The sequence below is a fragment of the Pseudomonas sp. p50(2008) genome, from assembly GCF_015351605.1.
In the GTDB taxonomy this organism is placed as follows: domain Bacteria; phylum Pseudomonadota; class Gammaproteobacteria; order Pseudomonadales; family Pseudomonadaceae; genus Aquipseudomonas.
Genome location: NZ_JACMYF010000001.1, coordinates 948,029 through 966,109, shown reverse-complemented (window position 1 = coordinate 966,109; position 18,081 = coordinate 948,029). Strand labels below are relative to the sequence as shown.

General features: G+C 60.0%; 17 protein-coding genes. 7 read left to right on the top strand and 10 right to left on the bottom strand.

The window, feature by feature from the left end:
• Window positions 1-17: 17 nt before the first annotated feature.
• The 3 genes from lapG to H7698_RS04365 form a co-directional block, all read right to left on the bottom strand.
• Window positions 18-725 carry a cysteine protease LapG gene (gene lapG, locus H7698_RS04375; RefSeq protein WP_194690687.1) on the bottom strand — a complete coding sequence of 236 codons (708 nt, stop codon included), beginning with the start codon at window positions 723-725 and terminating at the stop codon, window positions 18-20.
• A gap of 87 nt (window positions 726-812) precedes the next feature.
• A complete protein-coding gene (locus H7698_RS04370; RefSeq protein WP_194690686.1) occupies window positions 813-1,208 on the bottom strand; it encodes a YbaN family protein in 396 nt (131 codons plus the stop codon).
• Between the two features lie 10 nt (window positions 1,209-1,218).
• Complete coding sequence (locus H7698_RS04365; protein ID WP_162436857.1) at window positions 1,219-1,806, bottom strand: UPF0149 family protein; 588 nt, start codon at window positions 1,804-1,806, stop codon at window positions 1,219-1,221.
• Window positions 1,807-2,190: 384 nt separating this feature from the next.
• On the opposite strand from H7698_RS04365, the gene recQ reads away from it, so the two are divergent.
• From recQ to H7698_RS04350, 3 genes are all read left to right on the top strand, one after another.
• On the top strand, window positions 2,191-4,317 hold the full coding sequence (gene recQ, locus H7698_RS04360; protein WP_194690685.1) for a DNA helicase RecQ: 2,127 nt from the start codon (window positions 2,191-2,193) through the stop codon (window positions 4,315-4,317).
• 119 nt (window positions 4,318-4,436) lie between these two features.
• A complete protein-coding gene (locus tag H7698_RS04355; protein WP_194690684.1) occupies window positions 4,437-4,871 on the top strand; it encodes a MarR family transcriptional regulator in 435 nt (144 codons plus the stop codon).
• 128 nt (window positions 4,872-4,999) lie between these two features.
• Window positions 5,000-6,793, top strand: a complete 1,794-nt coding sequence (locus H7698_RS04350) for a FimV/HubP family polar landmark protein (RefSeq protein WP_194690683.1) — start codon at window positions 5,000-5,002, stop codon at window positions 6,791-6,793.
• A gap of 15 nt (window positions 6,794-6,808) precedes the next feature.
• On the opposite strand, the gene H7698_RS04345 is transcribed toward H7698_RS04350, so the two are convergent.
• Window positions 6,809-8,998, bottom strand: a complete 2,190-nt coding sequence (locus H7698_RS04345) for a patatin-like phospholipase family protein (protein ID WP_194690682.1) — start codon at window positions 8,996-8,998, stop codon at window positions 6,809-6,811.
• 71 nt (window positions 8,999-9,069) lie between these two features.
• Between H7698_RS04345 and H7698_RS04340 the strand changes: the two genes are divergently transcribed.
• Complete coding sequence (locus tag H7698_RS04340; RefSeq protein WP_162436852.1) at window positions 9,070-9,357, top strand: SelT/SelW/SelH family protein; 288 nt, start codon at window positions 9,070-9,072, stop codon at window positions 9,355-9,357.
• Here the strand turns inward: H7698_RS04340 and H7698_RS04335 are convergent.
• Together H7698_RS04335 and H7698_RS04330 are read right to left on the bottom strand one after the other, a co-directional pair.
• Window positions 9,351-10,244: a DMT family transporter gene (locus H7698_RS04335; protein ID WP_194690681.1), complete on the bottom strand. Its 894-nt coding sequence runs from the start codon at window positions 10,242-10,244 to the stop codon at window positions 9,351-9,353. The genes H7698_RS04340 and H7698_RS04335 overlap by 7 nt on opposite strands.
• Window positions 10,245-10,487: 243 nt before the next feature.
• Window positions 10,488-11,246: a helix-turn-helix transcriptional regulator gene (locus H7698_RS04330; RefSeq protein WP_194690680.1), complete on the bottom strand. Its 759-nt coding sequence runs from the start codon at window positions 11,244-11,246 to the stop codon at window positions 10,488-10,490.
• A gap of 135 nt (window positions 11,247-11,381) precedes the next feature.
• Between H7698_RS04330 and H7698_RS04325 the strand changes: the two genes are divergently transcribed.
• Window positions 11,382-12,197: a UDP-2,3-diacylglucosamine diphosphatase gene (locus H7698_RS04325; protein ID WP_162436849.1), complete on the top strand. Its 816-nt coding sequence runs from the start codon at window positions 11,382-11,384 to the stop codon at window positions 12,195-12,197.
• 144 nt (window positions 12,198-12,341) lie between these two features.
• On the opposite strand, the gene H7698_RS04320 is transcribed toward H7698_RS04325, so the two are convergent.
• Together H7698_RS04320 and H7698_RS04315 are read right to left on the bottom strand one after the other, a co-directional pair.
• On the bottom strand, window positions 12,342-12,932 hold the full coding sequence (locus tag H7698_RS04320) for an HD domain-containing protein (RefSeq protein WP_194690679.1): 591 nt from the start codon (window positions 12,930-12,932) through the stop codon (window positions 12,342-12,344).
• Between the two features lie 28 nt (window positions 12,933-12,960).
• Window positions 12,961-13,272: an Mpo1-like protein gene (locus tag H7698_RS04315; RefSeq protein WP_194690678.1), complete on the bottom strand. Its 312-nt coding sequence runs from the start codon at window positions 13,270-13,272 to the stop codon at window positions 12,961-12,963.
• Between the two features lie 161 nt (window positions 13,273-13,433).
• Here H7698_RS04315 and H7698_RS04310 point away from each other — a divergent pair, with 161 nt between their 5' ends.
• Entirely contained in the window at window positions 13,434-14,495 is a 1,062-nt protein-coding gene (locus H7698_RS04310) for an AraC family transcriptional regulator (RefSeq protein WP_208525571.1), read from the top strand.
• Here H7698_RS04310 and H7698_RS04305 read toward each other — a convergent pair.
• Window positions 14,452-15,906, bottom strand: coding sequence for a TrkH family potassium uptake protein (locus tag H7698_RS04305; RefSeq protein WP_162436845.1), 1,455 nt, complete (start codon window positions 15,904-15,906; stop codon window positions 14,452-14,454). The genes H7698_RS04310 and H7698_RS04305 overlap by 44 nt on opposite strands.
• A gap of 122 nt (window positions 15,907-16,028) precedes the next feature.
• Between H7698_RS04305 and H7698_RS04300 the strand changes: the two genes are divergently transcribed.
• On the top strand, window positions 16,029-16,592 hold the full coding sequence (locus H7698_RS04300) for an NAD(P)H nitroreductase (protein WP_194690677.1): 564 nt from the start codon (window positions 16,029-16,031) through the stop codon (window positions 16,590-16,592).
• A 134-nt stretch (window positions 16,593-16,726) separates the two neighbouring features.
• Here the strand turns inward: H7698_RS04300 and H7698_RS04295 are convergent, their stop codons facing one another.
• Window positions 16,727-18,067 carry a sensor histidine kinase gene (locus H7698_RS04295; RefSeq protein WP_194690676.1) on the bottom strand — a complete coding sequence of 447 codons (1,341 nt, stop codon included), beginning with the start codon at window positions 18,065-18,067 and terminating at the stop codon, window positions 16,727-16,729.
• Window positions 18,068-18,081 lie beyond the last annotated feature (14 nt).

The window sequence follows — 18,081 nt, the reverse complement described above, 5'->3', positions numbered from 1 at the left end:
GCTCCTTGCGGTGATGACTAGCCGTCGCCCACGGCGAACCCTTCGGTTTGCATTTTTTTCAAGACGTCCTGCCAACGCGACAACTTCTTCGAGTCGCTGGAGCGTTTGCCGCCGTTTGCTCCGGGCAGGTACAGGCCTTCGGCGTTGAAGGCGTACACCGGCAACAGATCTTTGCGTTGAGAGGCGGGGCGGATTTCGCCGATCAGGTTGTCCAGCACCAACGGGGCGGCTGTGGGCGTGCTGTAGTACGTCAGCACCATGTGCGCCTGATTCTGAGTCAGGGCCTTGACGTAGGTGATGCGCAGTTTTTCGCTGGGTATGCCGAGTTCACGCAGGCTGAAGTACTTCGCCAGGGCGTAGTCCTCGCAATCGGCTTTGCCCTTGACCAGGGACTCGACGGGGGTGGCCCAGTAATCGGTCTGACCCCAGATGCGAGAGTCGTCCTGAAAGGTCAGCTGCTGATTGAAGAAGCGATTGACCGCGGTGAGCTGCTCGCGCTCGGATTGCTTGCGTTCGCTCTGCAGCAACTGGCCCCAGGCCTCGATTCGTTTCTGCGCCGGACCGAGTGGGCCGTAGCGTGTATCGGCGGTTTGCAGGATCCGCGTGAAACTCCAGTCGGCAAAGACATTGCCCAGGCCTGCCAAAAGCAAACCTGCCAGCAACAGCCATCCGCCGAACCGAAGTCGGAGCGTTGACCATCCTGGACTACGCCGGCGACGAGGCATATTAGGCGGCTCGGGTACAGATGCGTGAAGTCTAGGCGGTGTTTTTAGCGGGGGAGGGTTGATCGTCGGCCTGTAAAGCAAAAGATCTCAGGACTTGTGCAGCGTTTTCTGCCGAAGAATATAGATCGTCACCAGCACTGCGCTGGTCAGCATGAAGCCGCGGGCCCAGGGCAGGGGCACCAGATAGCAGGAGAACAGGATGCTCACCCACATCAGCCCGATGGCGTAGACCTTGCCTTTGAGCGGGATGCCGTTGCCGTCGAGGTAGTCGCGAATCCATGGCCCAAGCCGTGGGTGCTCCACCAGCCAATGGTAAAAGCGCGGCGAACTGCGGGCGAAACAGGCGGCCGCCAGCAGCAGGAAAGGCGTGGTGGGCAACACCGGCAGGAAAATCCCGATCACCCCCAACGCTACGCTGAGCCAGCCGATGGCCAGCAGCACGTAGCGCAACATCAGGGAGCGGTTGCCTATGGGGTTGTCCATAGGCAGAACCTTAGTGGTGACGTGGCTTGAGGATCGCCGGTTTTTCGTCTGGCGCCTGGCACAGCAGGTACAGCGCGGTCAGCGCTTCCGGGATCTGCACGATCATGTCGTCCATCAGGTTGGCGTCTTTGGCGATGTCTTCGAACTCGGGTTGTTCGTCGAACAGGCCCGAACCCACCATGATCGGCAGCAGCATCTCGCTGACTTCGTCTTCGGCGGTTTCGAACCAGGCCGCTTCGCGCAGGAACACGCCTTCCATGAAACCGATGCACCAGCCGCGCAGGTCGGAATCATCCGGGTCTTCGCCCAGGTCGAGCTCGCAAGGCAGTTCAAACTCTTCATCCGACGCCAACTGGCGAGCGATGTGAGCCTTGAGTGCGATCAGGGTGGATTCGATGGCTTCACGCTCGGTGTCGTCGGCGTAATGCGGCTCTTCGGCGAACAGCGCGTCGATCCATTCACGGTCGGGCACGGTTTCGGAACAGATCGACAGGGCGGTGAGATAACCGTGGGCGGCCACGTAGTCCAGCGCCTCGTCATGCAGTTCATCGGCGTCGAGGAAGACTTGCAGGCGGGTAAGTTGCTCAGCGAAGGACATTAAAGGGCTACCTTGGGAATTAAACAGATGCGGGAATTCTAGGCCTTCTTGAGCAGTCAGGCCAGCCGCGCGGCATATTTGAACCCGATACGCACTGCCTATTCCTGCAGGAGCTGCCGCCGGCTGCGATCTTTTGATTTTGTTTTTTAGAGACAAGATCGAAAGTTTGTAGCCTGCGGGGGATCAGTGTTTGTCCTTATGTGTCTTCTCAGCGGCACCCTTTGAAGAGGAGGCGTCGGGTATACTCCCGCGTTTTGTGATGCCCTGCTGGCGTTGCGGCTGAGATGTGAAGCGTCATGCAATGCGCACTTACTATTCGTTGGTGCAGCCTGCGTGGTTCTGAACCAGCCTTGCGGGGATGTTTCGGTGATTTTTGGAGTTTTTATGCTCGAACAGGCTCAACGCGTCCTCAAGGACATCTTCGGCTACGACAGTTTCCGTGGCCGCCAGGGTGCAATCATTGAGCGCGTGGCCAACGGCGGTGACGCCCTGGTGCTGATGCCTACCGGTGGTGGCAAATCGTTGTGCTTCCAGGTGCCCGCGCTGTTGCGTGAAGGCCTGGCGGTGGTGGTGTCGCCCCTGATCGCGCTGATGGACGATCAGGTGGCCACCCTCGAAGAGCTGGGCGTCGCTGCCGCTGCATTGAACTCGACCTTGAGCGCCGAGCAGCAACGCGACCTGGCCGCGCGTATCAAGCGTGGCGAAGTGAAGATGCTGTACCTCGCCCCCGAGCGCCTGGTTCAGCCGCGCATGCTGGCGTTTCTGCAAAGCCTCGAAATCTCCCTCTTCGCTATCGACGAAGCGCATTGCGTCTCCCAGTGGGGCCACGACTTCCGCCGTGAATACCTGCAACTGGGCCAGTTGGCGGAGCTGTTCCCCAACGTCCCGCGTATTGCACTGACCGCCACGGCCGACAAGCGCACCCGCGAAGAAATCGTCGATCGCCTGCACCTGCAGGATGCCGAGCGTTTCCTGTCGAGTTTCGACCGGCCCAATATTTTTTACCGCATCGTTCCCAAGGAGCAGCCGCGCAAGCAGTTGCTGGCGTTCCTTGCCGAGCGACGCAGCGATGCCGGAATCGTCTATTGCCTGTCGCGCAAGAAAGTTGACGAAGTCGCGGTGTTCCTCAGTGAACAGGGCTTCCCGGCACTGCCGTATCACGCTGGATTACCCAACGAAACCCGGTCCCATCACCAGAAGCGCTTCCTCAATGAAGAAGGGCTGATCATGGTGGCCACCGTGGCGTTCGGCATGGGCATCGACAAGCCTAACGTGCGCTTTGTCGCTCACCTGGACTTGCCGAAATCCCTGGAAGCCTATTATCAGGAAACCGGGCGGGGTGGCCGTGATGGCCTGCCGGCGGACGCCTGGATGGCGTATGGCTTGCAAGATGTGGTGATGCTCAAGCAGATGCTGCAGAACTCCGAAGGCGATGAGCGCCACAAACGCCTTGAACATCACAAGCTCGACGCCATGCTCTCGCTTTGCGAAGAAACCCGCTGCCGTCGTCAAACCTTGCTGGCCTACTTCGACGAAGACATGCCGGAGCCTTGCGGCCATTGCGACAACTGCGTCGATGGCGTGCAGACCTGGGACGCCACCGAGCCCGCCCGGCAGGCACTCTCGGCCATCTACCGCACCGGCCAACGCTATGGCGTGGGTCATCTGGTGGATGTATTGCTGGGCAAGGACAACGAAAAGGTCCGCAGCTTTGGCCATCAGCATCTGTCGGTCTATGGGGTCGGCAAGGCGATGGGGGAGAGCGAATGGCGCTCCCTGTTCCGTCAGTTGGTGGCCCGCGGTCTGGCTGACATCGACCTCGAAGGTTACGGTGGCCTGCGTTTGAGTGACACGTGCCGGCCGTTGCTCAAGGGCGAAGTCACCCTGGAACTGCGCCGCGACCTCAAGCCGCAAACCACCGCGAAGAGCAGCAAGAGCCCGGCGAGCCAACTGGTTCGGGGCGAAGAGCGCGAGCAGTGGGAAGCGTTGCGCGCCCTGCGTCGCAAGCTCGCCGAAGAACATGGGGTGCCGCCGTACGTCATCTTCCCGGATTCGACCCTGCTCGAAATGCTGCGCAGCCAGCCGACCTCTCTGGCGGAAATGGCCAGGGTCAGTGGTGTGGGTGCACGCAAGCTGGAGCGTTACGGCGAGGCCTTCCTCGAAGTGCTCGGCGGCGAGGTCGAAGCGCCGAAAGTGGTGGCCGACGTGCGCCACGAGCTGATCACGCTGGCCCGTGCCGGCATGACTCCGATGCAGATCGCGGGCCAGCTGCAATGTTCGGAGAAGAACGTCTACACCATGCTCGCCGAGGCAATTGGCAAGCAGCAGTTGTCGCTGGAGCAAGCCCTGGACCTGCCCGAGGATTTGATGGGCGAAATCCAGGATGCGTTCCTGGACGGCGAAGGGGAGTTGCCGCCCGTTGCGGAAATTATCCCGCTGTTTGCCGGGCGGGTACCTGAGGGCGTTTTGTACTGTGTTCGGGCGGCACTTCAGTCAGAATTTGAAATTTAAATGACCCGTTACATTGATGTAACGATTCAGTACATAGCACCCCTTGCTTAGCGCCAACGGCCATGCTTAGCTGACTAATAATTAGGTTTTCTCTATTTCAGTCTAACCATGAGTTTTTTATGCCGTTAACCGACCAACACCGCTTTGGCATGCAATTAGCCCAAATGTCCCGAGGCTGGCGCGCCGAACTAGACCGTCGCCTTGCCGGCCTGGGGTTGTCCCAGGCACGCTGGCTGGTGCTATTGCACCTGGCTCGTTTCGAGGACGCGCCTACTCAGCGTGAATTGGCGCAAAGCGTTGGCGTTGAAGGGCCAACCCTGGCTCGGCTCCTCGACAGTCTGGAAGGCCAGGGCCTGGTCCAGCGCCAATCGGTTCTGGAAGACCGTCGAGCAAAAAAAATCGTGCTTTGTGCCCCGGCCCGCCCGCTGATTGAGCAAATTGAGACCATTGCCAACCAGCTGCGCCAGGAACTGTTCGATGGCGTCGACGAGGCGGATTTGAAGATTTGCATGCGCGTTCACGGACACATACTGGCCAACCTGGAAAAATCTTGAGGCATTGCCTCCCGCAGGATTTTTGAGATACCCCGTTCGGCAGACTATAAAGAACTACTAGGCAATATCGCGTTCGTACCGGATGTGCGAACGCGTACAGGTTGGTTCTGGTTATCTAAGGGATGCTCATGCTCGAGAGTTGGCACGTTGTAGTACGGTATTGCGCCAGACTGGTTTTGGTCGGTGTTGCTGTCAGTTACTCGGCATTGGCCCCCGCGCTGGGATTGGGTGACATCACCCTGCATTCGGCACTGAATCAGCCGTTGCGCGCAGACATCGCCCTGGTGGATGCGGCAGGACTGGAAGAAGGCGACTTGTCGGTCAGCCTGGCGACGGCGGATGAATTCAGTCGTGCCGGTATCGAGCGCGTGTTCTTTCTCAATGACCTGAAATTCACGCCGATCCTTCGTGGTAATCGCAGCGTGATCCGGGTCAGCTCCAACAAGGTAGTCAACGAACCTTTCCTGAATTTTCTGGTGCAGCTCAACCAACCCAACGGACGCGTGCTGCGCGAGTACACGGTGTTGATCGATCCGCCGGGCGCTCCGGGAATTGTCCCGGTCATGGATGAGCCGGTGGCCAGCACGGCAAATTCCCCGTTTCCCAGTGTCAAACCTGCAACTGCAGCGCCTGCTGCGGCGAAAAAAACGGCGCCAGCACCCAAAGTCGAACCCGTTGCGGTAACCCCGGCAATTGATCTCGCCGCCGAGCAGTTAGCCGCCAGCGTGCTGCAGAATCAGCAACTCCAGGCGACCATCAGCGAGCTCAATACCAAACTTCAGGCCCAGGAGGAGCAGATCGCCGGCCAGAAAAAGCAGGTCACCGAGCTGCAAACCCAATTGGCAGAAATCGAGCAGGCACCGCCAGTGGTGCCAGTCGCTGTTGCACCCGCTTCCGTCGTCGTGGAAGAGCCCGAGGCCAGTCGTTGGCCACTTGTTTTAGGGTTGCTGGTGTTGGCGGGATTGGTGGTCCTGTGGCTCTTTGTTCGGCGTCAACGTCAGCAGGCCGAGGTCTCTTCAGAGGCCTCGCCGGTTACGCCGTCTGGACATGAACCGGTACTGGATCAGGCTGCGGCACCAGTTGTCATGGCTACCATGCTGAAACCTGCCAGCGATCAGCAGGATGAAACCCCGGCGGGCGATGTGCTTGAAGGTGTGGGTATCTATCTGGCCTATGGACGATTTTCCGAGGCCGCGGGTTTGTTGCGCGAGGCGTTGGCCAAGGATCCACAGCGAAAGGACCTGGCCTTGCAATTGTTGGAGGTTCTGGGGAAACAAGGCGACGTCGCCGCCTATGAAGCTCAAGAAAACAACCTGCGTGACACCGGTGTCGACGAACAAACCCTTCAGGAAATTCGTGGTCGTCATCCCAAGCTGAACACTGTGGCGCCGATGGCTGCCGTAACCATGGCGACTGCACCGGTCATCGCGATTGCTACACCCACACCCGCGGCGCCGGTCGTAGCACCCAACGATGACTTCCAGTTGAATCTCGACGACCTGTCGATGGACGCCAACTGGGATCTGATCAGTCCCTTCGACAACGCTCCATCCCCGGCGAAGCTCGCTGAAACGCCGCTTGCGGATGAGCCAGCGTTCACCTCCAACCTGCACGTCTTGCCCGATGTGTTCGAAATGCCTGATGAGCCGGCGCTGGACGACACGGAGCTTGAATGGAGCGCTGAACCGGATGCGCAATCGCTGGATGACGACTTTCTTGCCGAGTTCAGCGATCCCGACCAGTCCCTGGAGCTGGAGCCGCTGAGTCTGCAACCAGACAACGCCGGTAAGCTCGAACAGGCGCAGACCTGCATCGATGACGGCGACCTGGACAGTGCAATCGAGCTGTTGAACGAGCTGCTCAAAGAGGGCGACGAACCGCTCAAGCAGACTGCCCGGAGCTTGTTGGCGGGTATCCGCTAAAGGGTTTTCAAAAGACTAAAACGTCTGCCCCAGATTCAGATAAACCGCCTGTTCATCCGCATCGTTGAAACCATAACTGAAATTCAGCGGCCCCAAGGGCGTGTCGAATCCGATGAACACGCTGGCCGCATTGATGTAGCCGCTGTCGAATTCATTGTCATTGTTCCACGCCCGACCACGCTCCAGCGAACCACCGACGTACAGCGGGAAGTCCAGCGGCAGGTAGGAACGTGGGGTCAGACGTCGGTAATAAACCCCGCGCATCAGGCTGATGTTCTGCCCCGAAATGGCGTCTTCTCTAAAGCCCGACAGTTGCCGCGCGCCGCCCAGCAGGAAGCTTGAGGTAACCACGTTGGCGTCGTTCAGCGTGCGCCCATAACGACCACCGAGAATGAAGGTGTCCGGGCCGCTGCTCAGGGCTTTGTCCAGTTTGAATTCCCATTGCCGATATCGCTTGTCCGAGCCCAGCCCAGGCTCGTATTGACGGAACGCAAGGCCGATGTCTTCGCCTTCATGAGGGAAGTAGACGTTGTCCAGTGAATCGAACGAGTACTTGAGCTCATAGAACCCCTCATTGAAACTTTCGCTCGGCAAGTTCTGATCGCCAATGCGCACGTCCGCCTCGCCCCAGGCTTCGCCGACACCGAAACGCACCTCGCCGCTGTTGCCGATTTGGCGACCGACGTTCAGGCCGAAGCCGTAGCGCTCAACGCGATATTGCGCGATAGGGTCGTTTTCGAGGATAGCCTCGACGTTCTGCGCATCGAAGGCGGCATAGGGCGCGATGAAGTACCGCGAACCGACATCCAGCGGCTGATAGAACTCGCTGTAGAGTTCCTGCCGGTCACCGATCTGCACGCGGGTCAGCCATTCGGCACCCAGGCGGTTGATACCGTTGACCCGATAGCTGGCACCCAGGTTAAACGCACTGTCGCCCCGCATGTCGTCCGAAAGATTCAGGCCGACGCGTAAATAATCCGTACCACTGCGCTTGCCCCGGGCGCTGATGATCAACGTATGGTCCTTGCCCTTGTGAGCGACGCGATACTGTACCTGCTCGAAGTAATCCAGCCCGTACAGCGTGCCCATGTCGGTTTGCAGGCGGCCCAGGTCCAAGGGTTCCCCGATGTGCTGGCGGATGTAGTAACGAATGACGTCGTCGCCGACTTTCGAATCGTTTTCGACCTTGATCGCGGTGATGATCGGTGTGCGCTGACTTGGCGCGCGCGCAGCGTTCAGTTCTTCATCCAGTGGCTGCGCCGGTTTGAGTTTTGTCAGGCGGGCATCGAGGATCCGCGTGGCGCGATAGCCGGCGTCGATCATTTCCTGAGCCCGGCCAAAGTCGGTGACGCCGAAGCTTGCCAGTGACGGCTGGATCAATATGTCGTCTTGATGCAGGGCGGCGAGTTGTTCTTCGGAGTTGCGGCGAGTCATCAGGGTGATGGACTGGTTCAAGACATCGACCACCGTGACCAGTTGTTTGCGATTACGCAGGGGCGTGCCGATGTCGACCACGATGGCAATGTCCACGCCCATTTCCCGGGCGACATCCAAGGGGATGTTGTCGGTCATGCCGCCATCCACCAACAAGCGGCCGTCCATTTCGACCGGTGCAAACACGGCCGGAATCGACATGCTGGCGCGAATCACCTGGGGCAGGTGACCCTTGCGGAACACCACTTTTTCGCCGCTGGCGATGTCGGTCGCGACCGCACGGAACGGAATCGGCAGCTTGTCGAAATCCCGGGTATCACTGGCGTGGGCCAGCAGACTTTCCAGGAGCAGGGCGAGGTTCTGGCCCTGAATGACGCCCAGGGGCAGACCGAGACTGCCGTCGTCGCGAAAGCTCAGTTTCTGTTTGACGAGGAAGTCGCGATCATCCTGTTTGCGCCGGAACGGCACATCTTCCCGAGGTGGTGCATCGGACAGGGCTTGCTGCCAATCGATGTTCAGGGCGAGCTTCTCCAGCTCATCGATCTTGTATCCCGACGCATAAAGCCCGCCGACCACCGCCCCCATGCTGGTCCCGGCGATTGCATCGATCTGGATCCCTTGCTCCTCAAGCGCCTTGAGCACGCCGATATGCGCCAGGCCACGGGCGGCACCGCCGGACAGCACCAGCCCGACTTTCGGTCGAGGCGTTTCAGCGGACTGAACGATCAAGGGCAGGAGGCAGAGCAGCAGGCAGGACAACAGATGGCGCATCATGAATCTCGGGACGAGCGAAAAAGGCCGCTATTATAGCGGCGCCCTCTGGCTCAGGAGTTTTCTCGATCATGACCGCAAGTAAACCGGAAATCATCATCACTTATTGCACGCAGTGTCAGTGGCTCCTGCGCGCCGCCTGGCTGGCGCAGGAACTGCTCAGTACCTTTGGCGATGACCTGGGAAAAGTGTCGCTGGTGCCCGGTACCGGTGGGGTCTTTCACATCTTCTGTGACGATGTACAGCTCTGGGAGCGCAAGGCCGACGGCGGTTTTCCCGAGGCCAAAGTATTGAAGCAGCGTGTCCGTGACCGGATTGATCCGGACCGCGATCTGGGCCACAACGATCGGACTCAGTGAGACGCGGCCTCTGCTGCGACGACCTTCTTGTTTGATCCGCCTGAAAGCCGGCTCGATACCACGATCGCCAAAATGATCAGCGCACCGCCGAACAGCATGCGCAGCGTCGGATTTTCATCGAACAGCAGCCATGCCACGGTAATGCCATAGACCGGCTCCAGGGCAAAAACCACCGCAGCGGTGCGTGCCTTGATCACCGCGAGGCTGGCAACGAACAGGCTGTGAGCGACGCCTGTGCAGAACACCCCGAGCAGCCCGATCCACAGCCAGTCCAGGGCGCGGACTTCGCTCAATTGCGGTGCCGCAACCGGCAGCAGGCACAGCGCGACCACCACGTTCTGACACAGGGCGGCCTGGACCGGCGGGATGCGCCCCGAGCTGGCGCGGTTGGTCAATGAAAGCAGGGCGAACAGCAAGCCGGACGCGATGGCCCACAACAGGCCTGTGGTAGCTCCGCTGGCCAGATCGAAGTCAGGCGTGACCAATACCAGTCCGACACTCACCAGCACCACCAGCAGGATTTCGTTGGCGCGAATGCGTTCGCGGAAAATCAGTCCTTCGAGGATCACCGTGAATGCCGGGAAGCTGGCGAAACCCAAGGTGGCAATCGCCACCCCGGCGACTTTCACGGCGATGAAAAAACTCACCCAGTGTCCGGCCAGCAACAAGCCGCTGAGCAGCAGTCGACGCCAGTCCACCGCTTGGAGTTTGCGCCACGGTGTATCACTGGCGAATCGAGCAAACACCGCCAGTGCCAGTACCGCGAAAGCCGCGCGACCGAAAACGATGACGGCGGGAGAGGCCGCGGCGAGTTTGCCGAACACACCGGTCAGGCCGAACATCAATGCGCCGATATGCAGGGCGCCAAGGGCAGTACGGGGAGTCATTGCAAATCCTTGCTGAATTTTGAGCTACAAACTGAAACCTGTAGCAGCTGGCTTACCTGTGGCGAGGGGATTCATCCCCGTTCGGCTGCGCAGCAGTCGTAAAGAAATTGGGGCCGCTGCGGGACTCAACGGGGATGAATCCCCTCGCCACAGGTCGCCAGCTGCTACAAGGGGCGGGCAGAGTCGGACCTCAGTTGCTACATTAACTGTGCTTGCTTCACCGCGTCTGTCGCCAGACTCGCGTCATTTGTCGCCAGCCTCGCGTCGCAATGTCCCGGGCGAGGCGCCAAATTCCCTCAGCACCGCTGCCGCGAAGGCACTTTGAGAGCTGTAGCCAACCTGACTGGCGATCTCGCCAATGGGCAACGCCGACCCGCGTAACAAGTCGACGGCCCGATGCAGGCGGCGGCTGCGTATGTAATCCATCGGCGTCTGTCCGCACTCGGCAACAAACCGTGCATGCATCCGGGCGCTGGACAATCCAGCAACGCGGGCGAGGTCGGCCACTTGCAATGGGTAAGCCGCGTGCTGATCGATGTGTGCGTTCAGCGCAGCGTAGGGCAGACGCCGGCCACCCACGGTCTCGGCTCTGGCGTTATTTAGGCTGGCTAGCAACAGCACCGCGCCTTGTTGCGCGATCACCGGATCGTTGACCTGGCTTCCCGCCAGCCAGCTCACCAACTGACTCTGTCCCGCGTCCAGTGGCAGGCGTCCGGCGTTGTCGAGCAGGCGCCGGCTGGCTTCGGCGTGATCACCCAGGGACTGTGAAACCCATTGATCGCTCGGCACATCCAGCACCAGGCACCGACTGCCATTGGCGCTGCCGCAGGCATGGTGAAAGCCCGACGGCACCACCACAAAACTTTGCTGGACCACCTGACTGCCATGCCCGCCAACTTCGAAATCCAGCGCGCCCGACAGCCCGAACACCAGTTGCGCGTGGTCGTGGCTGTGGACAATCAGGTCTTCTGTGTAGTGGCGTAGCGTGAGGATCGGTCTCATCGCAGGTCTCCCGGGCAAGGTCGTCAGTCTACACCGAGGTCACTGCAGCGCGCTGTCACAGGACTGACGCGCACCTGTCATGGACGGTTCACCCGGCCGGCGCACAGTTGCAAAAACCATCGCAGAGGGTTGCCCATGACCAGCGCAGAGTTCGTCAAACCCAGTGGCAAGCAGCGTGTGCGTACCTTGTGGATTTCCGACGTGCACCTGGGTACCCGGGATTGCCAGGCCGAGCACTTGTCGCAGTTTCTCAAGCGCTACCACACGGACAAAATCTACCTGGTCGGTGACATCATCGATGGCTGGAAACTGCGCGGCGGCATGTACTGGCCTCAGGCGCACACCAATGTGATTCGACGGTTGCTGACGATGAGCAAGCGCGGCACCGAAGTGATCTACGTCACCGGTAATCACGACGAGTTCCTGCGCCGGTATTCCAAGCTGATTCTGGGCAACATCCATCTGGTGGACGAGGCGGTGCACGTCACGGCCGACGGTCGACATCTGTTGGTGATCCACGGTGATCAGTTCGATGTGATCACCCGCTATCACCGTTGGCTGGCCTTTCTCGGCGACTCGGCTTACGAATTCACCCTGACCCTCAACCGCTGGCTCAACCATTGGCGTGCACGTTACGGCTACGGGTATTGGTCGTTGTCGGCGTACCTCAAACACAAAGTTAAAACAGCGGTCAGCTTCATCAGCGACTTCGAAGAAGCCATCGCCCATGAGTGTGTGAAGCGCGAGTTGCACGGTGTGGTGTGCGGGCACATCCACCATGCCGAGATCCGCAAGGTCGGCGGGGTGGATTACCTCAATTGCGGGGATTGGGTGGAGTCATGCACGGCGTTGATCGAGCATTGGGACGGGTCGATCGAGTTGTACCGGTTGGCGGACGCGCAGGCACGGGAGGCCGAGCTGAAGGCGGTGAAGATTTCAGAGCCAGCATAGCCTGATAAATATGCAGTGTCTGAAAGGGCTTCTTCGCGGGCAAGCCCGCTCCCACAGGTGTCTCGGGTGCTCTCGAGTTCTGTGCTTATCTCACTCACTGTGGGAGCGGGCTTGCCCGCAATGGGGCCGATCCTGCTGAATCGATCAGGCTGGCGCGTGCTCTTCCATGGCCGCCTTGTAGATCGAGTTCTTGGGCTGCGCAAACAGCCGCTCCAACATCGGTTCGAAGAAGCTCAATGGCAGCGTGTCATAAGCCGGATCGAACGCCGCGGCATCGTATTTGGCACAAAACTCGATCGTCGCCTGATACTGCGGATGCTGGCTGAATTGCTCGCGTAAATGCCTGTCCATGCCCAAGTGGTGAAAGAAGTAATAGCCCTGGAAAATCCCGTGCTTCTCGACCATCCACAAGTTTTCCGGGCTGACAAATGGCTTGAGGATCGCCGCCGCGATGTCCGGATGATTGTAGGAACCCAACGTATCGCCAATGTCATGCAGCAACGCGCAGACCACATATTCCTCATCGCGGCCATCGCGCCAGGCGCGGCTGGCGGTTTGCAGGGAATGAGTCAGGCGATCCACAGGGAAGCCACCGAAATCACCCTCCAGCAACGTCAGGTGCGCCACGATCCGCTTCGGCAACTGCCGCGCGTAAGCACTGAAATCGGCGGCGATAATGGCCCAGTCTTCCTGAGTGCCGTCTTTCATGTGGGTGAAGCGGGCGTTGGCATTCATCGGTTTTCCTCGTGTGACGGTTGTGCACCTAGAACGGCACGCGACCCAGGATCATGTCGCGGTACATGACGAAATCGCCGAACAGGCTGTAAAGCGGGTGTTGAAAGGTGGCGGGACGATTCTTCTCGAAAAAGAAATGCCCGGCCCAGGCGAAGCTGTAACCGGCCAGCGGAAGCGCCCACAAGAGCCACCACGCGCCTTTAGCAAGGGTCAGCGCCAGGATTAAAATAACCAGCGACGTACCGATGAAGTGCAATCGTCGGCAAGTACTGTCGCTGTGTTCGCTGAGGTAATACGGATAGAACTCAGCGAAGCTGTTGAAACGCTTGGTGTTTTCCACGACTGCGATCTCTGTGGTTATTGTTCTGACGGCAAGTTGTTCTGCGGGTAGCTTATTTGAGTCTAGAGTGATCATTGGCATCAGCCAGTGACAATGGGCGCCACTTTAGTATCCTTCGGGAAATTTGCCGCGGTAGACGGCTCACCAAGACAGTAAACGCCATGAGCGAACGAACGACTTCTGCAAGCTGGGCGATGGGGATTGTCAAAGCACTGGAGATGGACGGCCTGGATTGCCGGGTTCTGTTCAAGCAGCTAGGGCTCGACTACGCATCACTGAATGATCCGGATGCGCGCTTCCCTCAAGATTCCATGACACGACTGTGGCAGCGTGCGGTCGAGCTGTCCGGCAACCCGGCGATCGGCCTGAACATGGGCAAGGTGGTGCGACCGGCCTCCTTTCATGTCGCGGGCTACGCCTTGATGTCCAGCCAGACCCTTGTCGAAGGCTTTCAGCGGCTGGTGCGCTATCAGCGGATCATCGCGGAAAGTGCCGACTTGAGTTTTCGTCTGCTGGATGAGGGGTATGCGCTGATTCTGACGGTGCATGGCGACCATTTGCCGCCGACCCGGCAAAGTGCCGAAGCGTCACTGGCCTGTGCCTTGGGGCTGTGCAGCTGGCTCACCGGGCGCACCTTGCAACCGCGCAAAGTGATGTTTCAGGGGACTCACCCCGCCAACCTTGAACCCTATAAACAAGCTTTCCACGCGCCGCTGGTGTTCGACGCGCCTTATGACGCGCTGATCTTCGAGCGTGCTGACATGGAGGCGCCACTGCCGACCGCCAACGAGGCCATGGCGCTGTTGCATGACCGGTTTGCCGGCGAGTACCTGGCGCGCTTTTCGGAGAGCCGCGTGACCCACAAGGCGCGGCAGGTATTGTGCCGCTTGCTGCCGCAAGGCGAACCCAAGCGCGATGCCGTGGCGCAGACGCTGCACCTGTCGCAGCGAACCCTGCAGCGACGGCTGCAGGAAGAGGGCACCAGTTTTCAGACGCTGCTGGACGACACCCGGCGCGAGCTGGCCGAGCAGTACCTGGCGCAACCGACCATGACCCTTCTGGAAATTGCCTACCTGTTGGGATTCGCTGATCCGAGTAATTTTTTCCGCGCTTTTCGACGCTGGTTCGACGCCACTCCAGGCGAATACCGGGCGCGGCTGTCGGGCATGCCTGTGCCGGTCAGTGACGCCAAAACGCCGGTATACACAGAACGAACACCGTAATGATCTCGAGTCGGCCCAGCAGCATGCCGAACGACAGAATCCACTTGGCAGCGTCCGGCAGCGTCGCGAAATTGCCCGCAGGGCCAATGGTCTCGCCGAGCCCCGGGCCGACGCCTGACACGGTACTGGCCGCGCCGGTCAACGCCGTCATCCAGTCCACGCCGAGCAGCGACAGCAGCAGGGCGATCACGCAGATGGTGATGGCGAAGAAGAACGAAAAGGTCAGAATCGAACGCACGATCTCTTCGTCGAGACGGTGACCGTTGTACTTTTGCTTGATCACCGCACGTGGATGAATCAACTGGTTAAGGTTGGCCTTGAGCAGGATGTAGGCCACCTGGAAGCGGAAAATCTTGATCCCGCCGGCGGTCGATCCCGAGCAGCCACCGACAAAGCCCAAATAGAAGAACAACATCAACGAGAAATTACCCCAGAGGCTGTAATCCCCCAGCGCGAAACCCGTGGTGGTCACCACCGACGTCACGTTCAGCGCCACGTGCCGCAAGGCCTCCAGCCAGTGCAACTGAGTCGTCCACCAGTACCAGGTGCCGAGTACCAGCCAGGTCACCAGCAACATGCCGAGCAAGCCTTGGACCTGTTGATCCTTGATCAAGGCTCGACGGTTGCCGCGTAACGTGGCCACGTACAGGGTGAACGGCAGGCTGCCAAGGATCATGATGACGATCGCTACCCAGTGCACCGCAGGTTGCGTCCAGTTGGCCAGTGATTTGTCGGAGGTCGAGAAGCCGCCGGTGGAGATCGCCGACATCGCGTGATTGATCGCGTCGAACGGGCTCATTCCGGCCCACCAGAACGCCAGGCTGCCGAGAATGGTGATGCCGACGTAGGCCGCCACGATCAGGCGCGCCACCATATGCGAGCGGGGCATGACCTTTTCAGAACGGTCCGAAGACTCCGTCTGAAACAGGCGCATGCCACCGATACGCAGTAGCGGAAGAATCGCAACCGCCATGCCGATAAAGCCGATACCGCCGATCCAGTGCAGCAATGAGCGCCACATCAGGATGCCGGGTGACATGGTGTCCAGGCCGTTGAGTACCGTCGCACCGGTGGCGGTGATCCCGGACATGCTCTCGAAGAACGAGTCGGTGTAACTGATGTGTTGGGTCAGCAGGAACGGCAGCGCGGCGAAGATGCACACCACCAGCCAGCTGCTGACCGTCAGCAGGTACATGTCCCGGGGCCGCAGGTGCACGTGTTCGGGACGACCGGGGATGACCAGGGCCAGGCCGGCGACAAACGTGATCATGCTGGCCCAGAGGAACGATGGCAGGTCGCTGGTGCGGTCAAAGATAAGCAGCGTGGCCATGGGCACGACCATGGCGATGGCCAGCGTGATCAGGAAGATGCCGATGATGAAACCAATTGTCCGTAAGGTCGGCAACGCCATGAAGTCCGCTCGGGCTGAAATAGGGAAGGGCGCCATTCTACCCGCGGGGCAGGGCATGTAAACCGGCATCCCTGCGGCACTTACCGCTAGAATAGCCAATCATTTTTTAAAGGAGGTGGCCGATGCAGGCTCTCGACGCGTTGCTCAACCGTGTTTCCGTTCCCCGATTGCTCGAGCCGGCACCGACCGCAGAGCAGCGTGAAGTGCTGTTTGCCGCCGCCATGCGTGCGCCGGACCATGGTCATTTGCAGCCGTGGCGCTTCCTGACCGTCGAAGGTGCAGCACGCGAGCAAATGGGCGAGCTGCTGGCCGAGGCCGCGAAGCTGCAGGACAGTGAAGTGTCCGATGCTGCGTTGGACAAGGCGCGCAACGGTCCACTGCGTGCGCCGTTGGTGGTCGTGGTGATCGCGCGTTTGCAGGATCACGTCAAATACCCCAAGTCCGAGCAATTGCTGGCTGCGGGCTGTGCAGCCCACGGGATTCTGCTGGCGGCTTATGCTCAAGGCATTGGCGCGGTGTGGCGCACCGGAGAGCTGGCGTATTCGGCCCATGTGGCCAAAGGGTTAGGGCTGGCGGAAGGGGAGGAAGTGATCGCGTTTCTTTATCTGGGGACACCGCAGAAAGAACCGCGCATTGCGGAGAAAGTCGAACTCGCGGAATTTGTCAGCGCCTGGCCACGTCATTAAGGATCGTTCCCACGCTCTGCATGGGAATGCAGCCCTGGACACTCTGCGTCCCATTGGAACGCGGAGCGTTCCTTGAGGCAATCCCACGCGGAGCGTGGGAACGATCAAACGAGCGGGCCGCAGGTCACAAGAGGTCAGGGTTGTACCACCGCTCCCGGCACTAACGGTAATTCCAGGCTGGCGATGAACCCGCCTTGCGGGTGATTGGCCAGCACCAGACTCCCGCCATGTCGCTCCGCTGCACGCCGCGCAATCGCCAGGCCCAAACCGTGGCCTGCCGTTGTCTGTCCCGGCGCCCGATAAAACGGCTCACCCAATTGGCCCAGGTGTTCGACCTCGACACCCGGCCCATGGTCGCGAACGCTGATCACAATCCGCTCACCCTGACGCGCTGCGTGCATTTCAATCGGCTGACCTGCCGGGTTGAAGCGCTGGGCGTTGCGCAGCAGATTGTCCACGGCGCGTTCGATCATCGTCGGCCAGCCTTTGAGGTTCAGCGGCGATTCGGCTTCCAAACGCACGGTCTGCTCCGGGGAACCGAGCTGGGCGTCTTTTTGCAGGGTGTGCAGCAGTGCATTGAGATCAATGTCTTCAGCGCTGGCGTTGTCGGCGTCAACTCGCGCCAATACCAGGATCTCGCTGATCAGGGCTTCGAGTCGGTCGCATTCGCGCGTCAGGCGCGGCCAGAGTTTTTCACGTTCTTCAGGGTTCGCCCGCTCGGCCAGTGCCAGGGCAATGCGCAGTCGAGCGAGCGGCGAGCGCAGTTCGTGGGAAACGTCACGCAACAATTGCCGCTGACTGCCGATCAGGCTTTGCAGGCGTGCGCCCATGCGGTTGAAGTCGTTGGCCAGCACGCCGAACTCGTCGCGACGATTGGCCAGTTTGACCAGGCTGTTTTGCTGATACGTGGTTTGCCCGAGATCATGCACCGCGCCGCGCAGACGGCTGAGCGGACGCGTGATGGACAATGTCACGAGCAGGCTGAACAAGGTCAGCACCACCAGCGCAATCCCCAGCGCACTCAATGGCCAGAGCAGGCTTTCGCGATGCCATGAATCGAGTTCCGGGTGCGGGATGCGGTAGATCAACAGGTAGGTATTGCCGGTTTTTTCGCTGGTGTATTCATCGGTCAGGCGACGCCACGGCAGACGGCGATCACCATCGTTCTGGCGCGCTTCGAAGGCGGCCGCCCGGCGTGGAAACGTGCCGCGCACCACCGGATCACCGCTTTCGTTGAGCACTTGAACGTCGATGTGATACTGGCGTTTGCGCTGCTGGAGAATGTCCTGGGCCGCTTCCTCACCCTGAGCTTCGTAGGTTTGCGTCCACTGTTCTGCCAGGGTGTTGAGCCCCGGGTGGCGGCTGAGTATCCAGGCGTCCTGATTCAGCATGTGCCCCAGCAGAATCGAGAGACCTGCAACCAGGGCGATGGCCAGCCAGAAGCTGGCCAGAATACGCCAGAACAATGAGCGCACAGAAAATCCTCGAA

What these genes read in the sequence shown, in the direction of transcription:
- lapG (WP_194690687.1), bottom strand. Translation starts at nt 725, where the DNA reads ATGCCTCGTCGCCGGCGTAGTCCAGGATGGTCAACGCTCCGACTTCGG.
- H7698_RS04370 (WP_194690686.1), bottom strand. Translation starts at nt 1,208, where the DNA reads ATGGACAACCCCATAGGCAACCGCTCCCTGATGTTGCGCTACGTGCTG.
- H7698_RS04365 (WP_162436857.1), bottom strand. Translation starts at nt 1,806, where the DNA reads ATGTCCTTCGCTGAGCAACTTACCCGCCTGCAAGTCTTCCTCGACGCC.
- recQ (WP_194690685.1), top strand. Translation starts at nt 2,191, where the DNA reads ATGCTCGAACAGGCTCAACGCGTCCTCAAGGACATCTTCGGCTACGAC.
- H7698_RS04355 (WP_194690684.1), top strand. Translation starts at nt 4,437, where the DNA reads ATGCCGTTAACCGACCAACACCGCTTTGGCATGCAATTAGCCCAAATG.
- H7698_RS04350 (WP_194690683.1), top strand. Translation starts at nt 5,000, where the DNA reads ATGCTCGAGAGTTGGCACGTTGTAGTACGGTATTGCGCCAGACTGGTT.
- H7698_RS04345 (WP_194690682.1), bottom strand. Translation starts at nt 8,998, where the DNA reads ATGCGCCATCTGTTGTCCTGCCTGCTGCTCTGCCTCCTGCCCTTGATC.
- H7698_RS04340 (WP_162436852.1), top strand. Translation starts at nt 9,070, where the DNA reads ATGACCGCAAGTAAACCGGAAATCATCATCACTTATTGCACGCAGTGT.
- H7698_RS04335 (WP_194690681.1), bottom strand. Translation starts at nt 10,244, where the DNA reads ATGACTCCCCGTACTGCCCTTGGCGCCCTGCATATCGGCGCATTGATG.
- H7698_RS04330 (WP_194690680.1), bottom strand. Translation starts at nt 11,246, where the DNA reads ATGAGACCGATCCTCACGCTACGCCACTACACAGAAGACCTGATTGTC.
- H7698_RS04325 (WP_162436849.1), top strand. Translation starts at nt 11,382, where the DNA reads ATGACCAGCGCAGAGTTCGTCAAACCCAGTGGCAAGCAGCGTGTGCGT.
- H7698_RS04320 (WP_194690679.1), bottom strand. Translation starts at nt 12,932, where the DNA reads ATGAATGCCAACGCCCGCTTCACCCACATGAAAGACGGCACTCAGGAA.
- H7698_RS04310 (WP_208525571.1), top strand. Translation starts at nt 13,434, where the DNA reads ATGAGCGAACGAACGACTTCTGCAAGCTGGGCGATGGGGATTGTCAAA.
- H7698_RS04305 (WP_162436845.1), bottom strand. Translation starts at nt 15,906, where the DNA reads ATGGCGTTGCCGACCTTACGGACAATTGGTTTCATCATCGGCATCTTC.
- H7698_RS04300 (WP_194690677.1), top strand. Translation starts at nt 16,029, where the DNA reads ATGCAGGCTCTCGACGCGTTGCTCAACCGTGTTTCCGTTCCCCGATTG.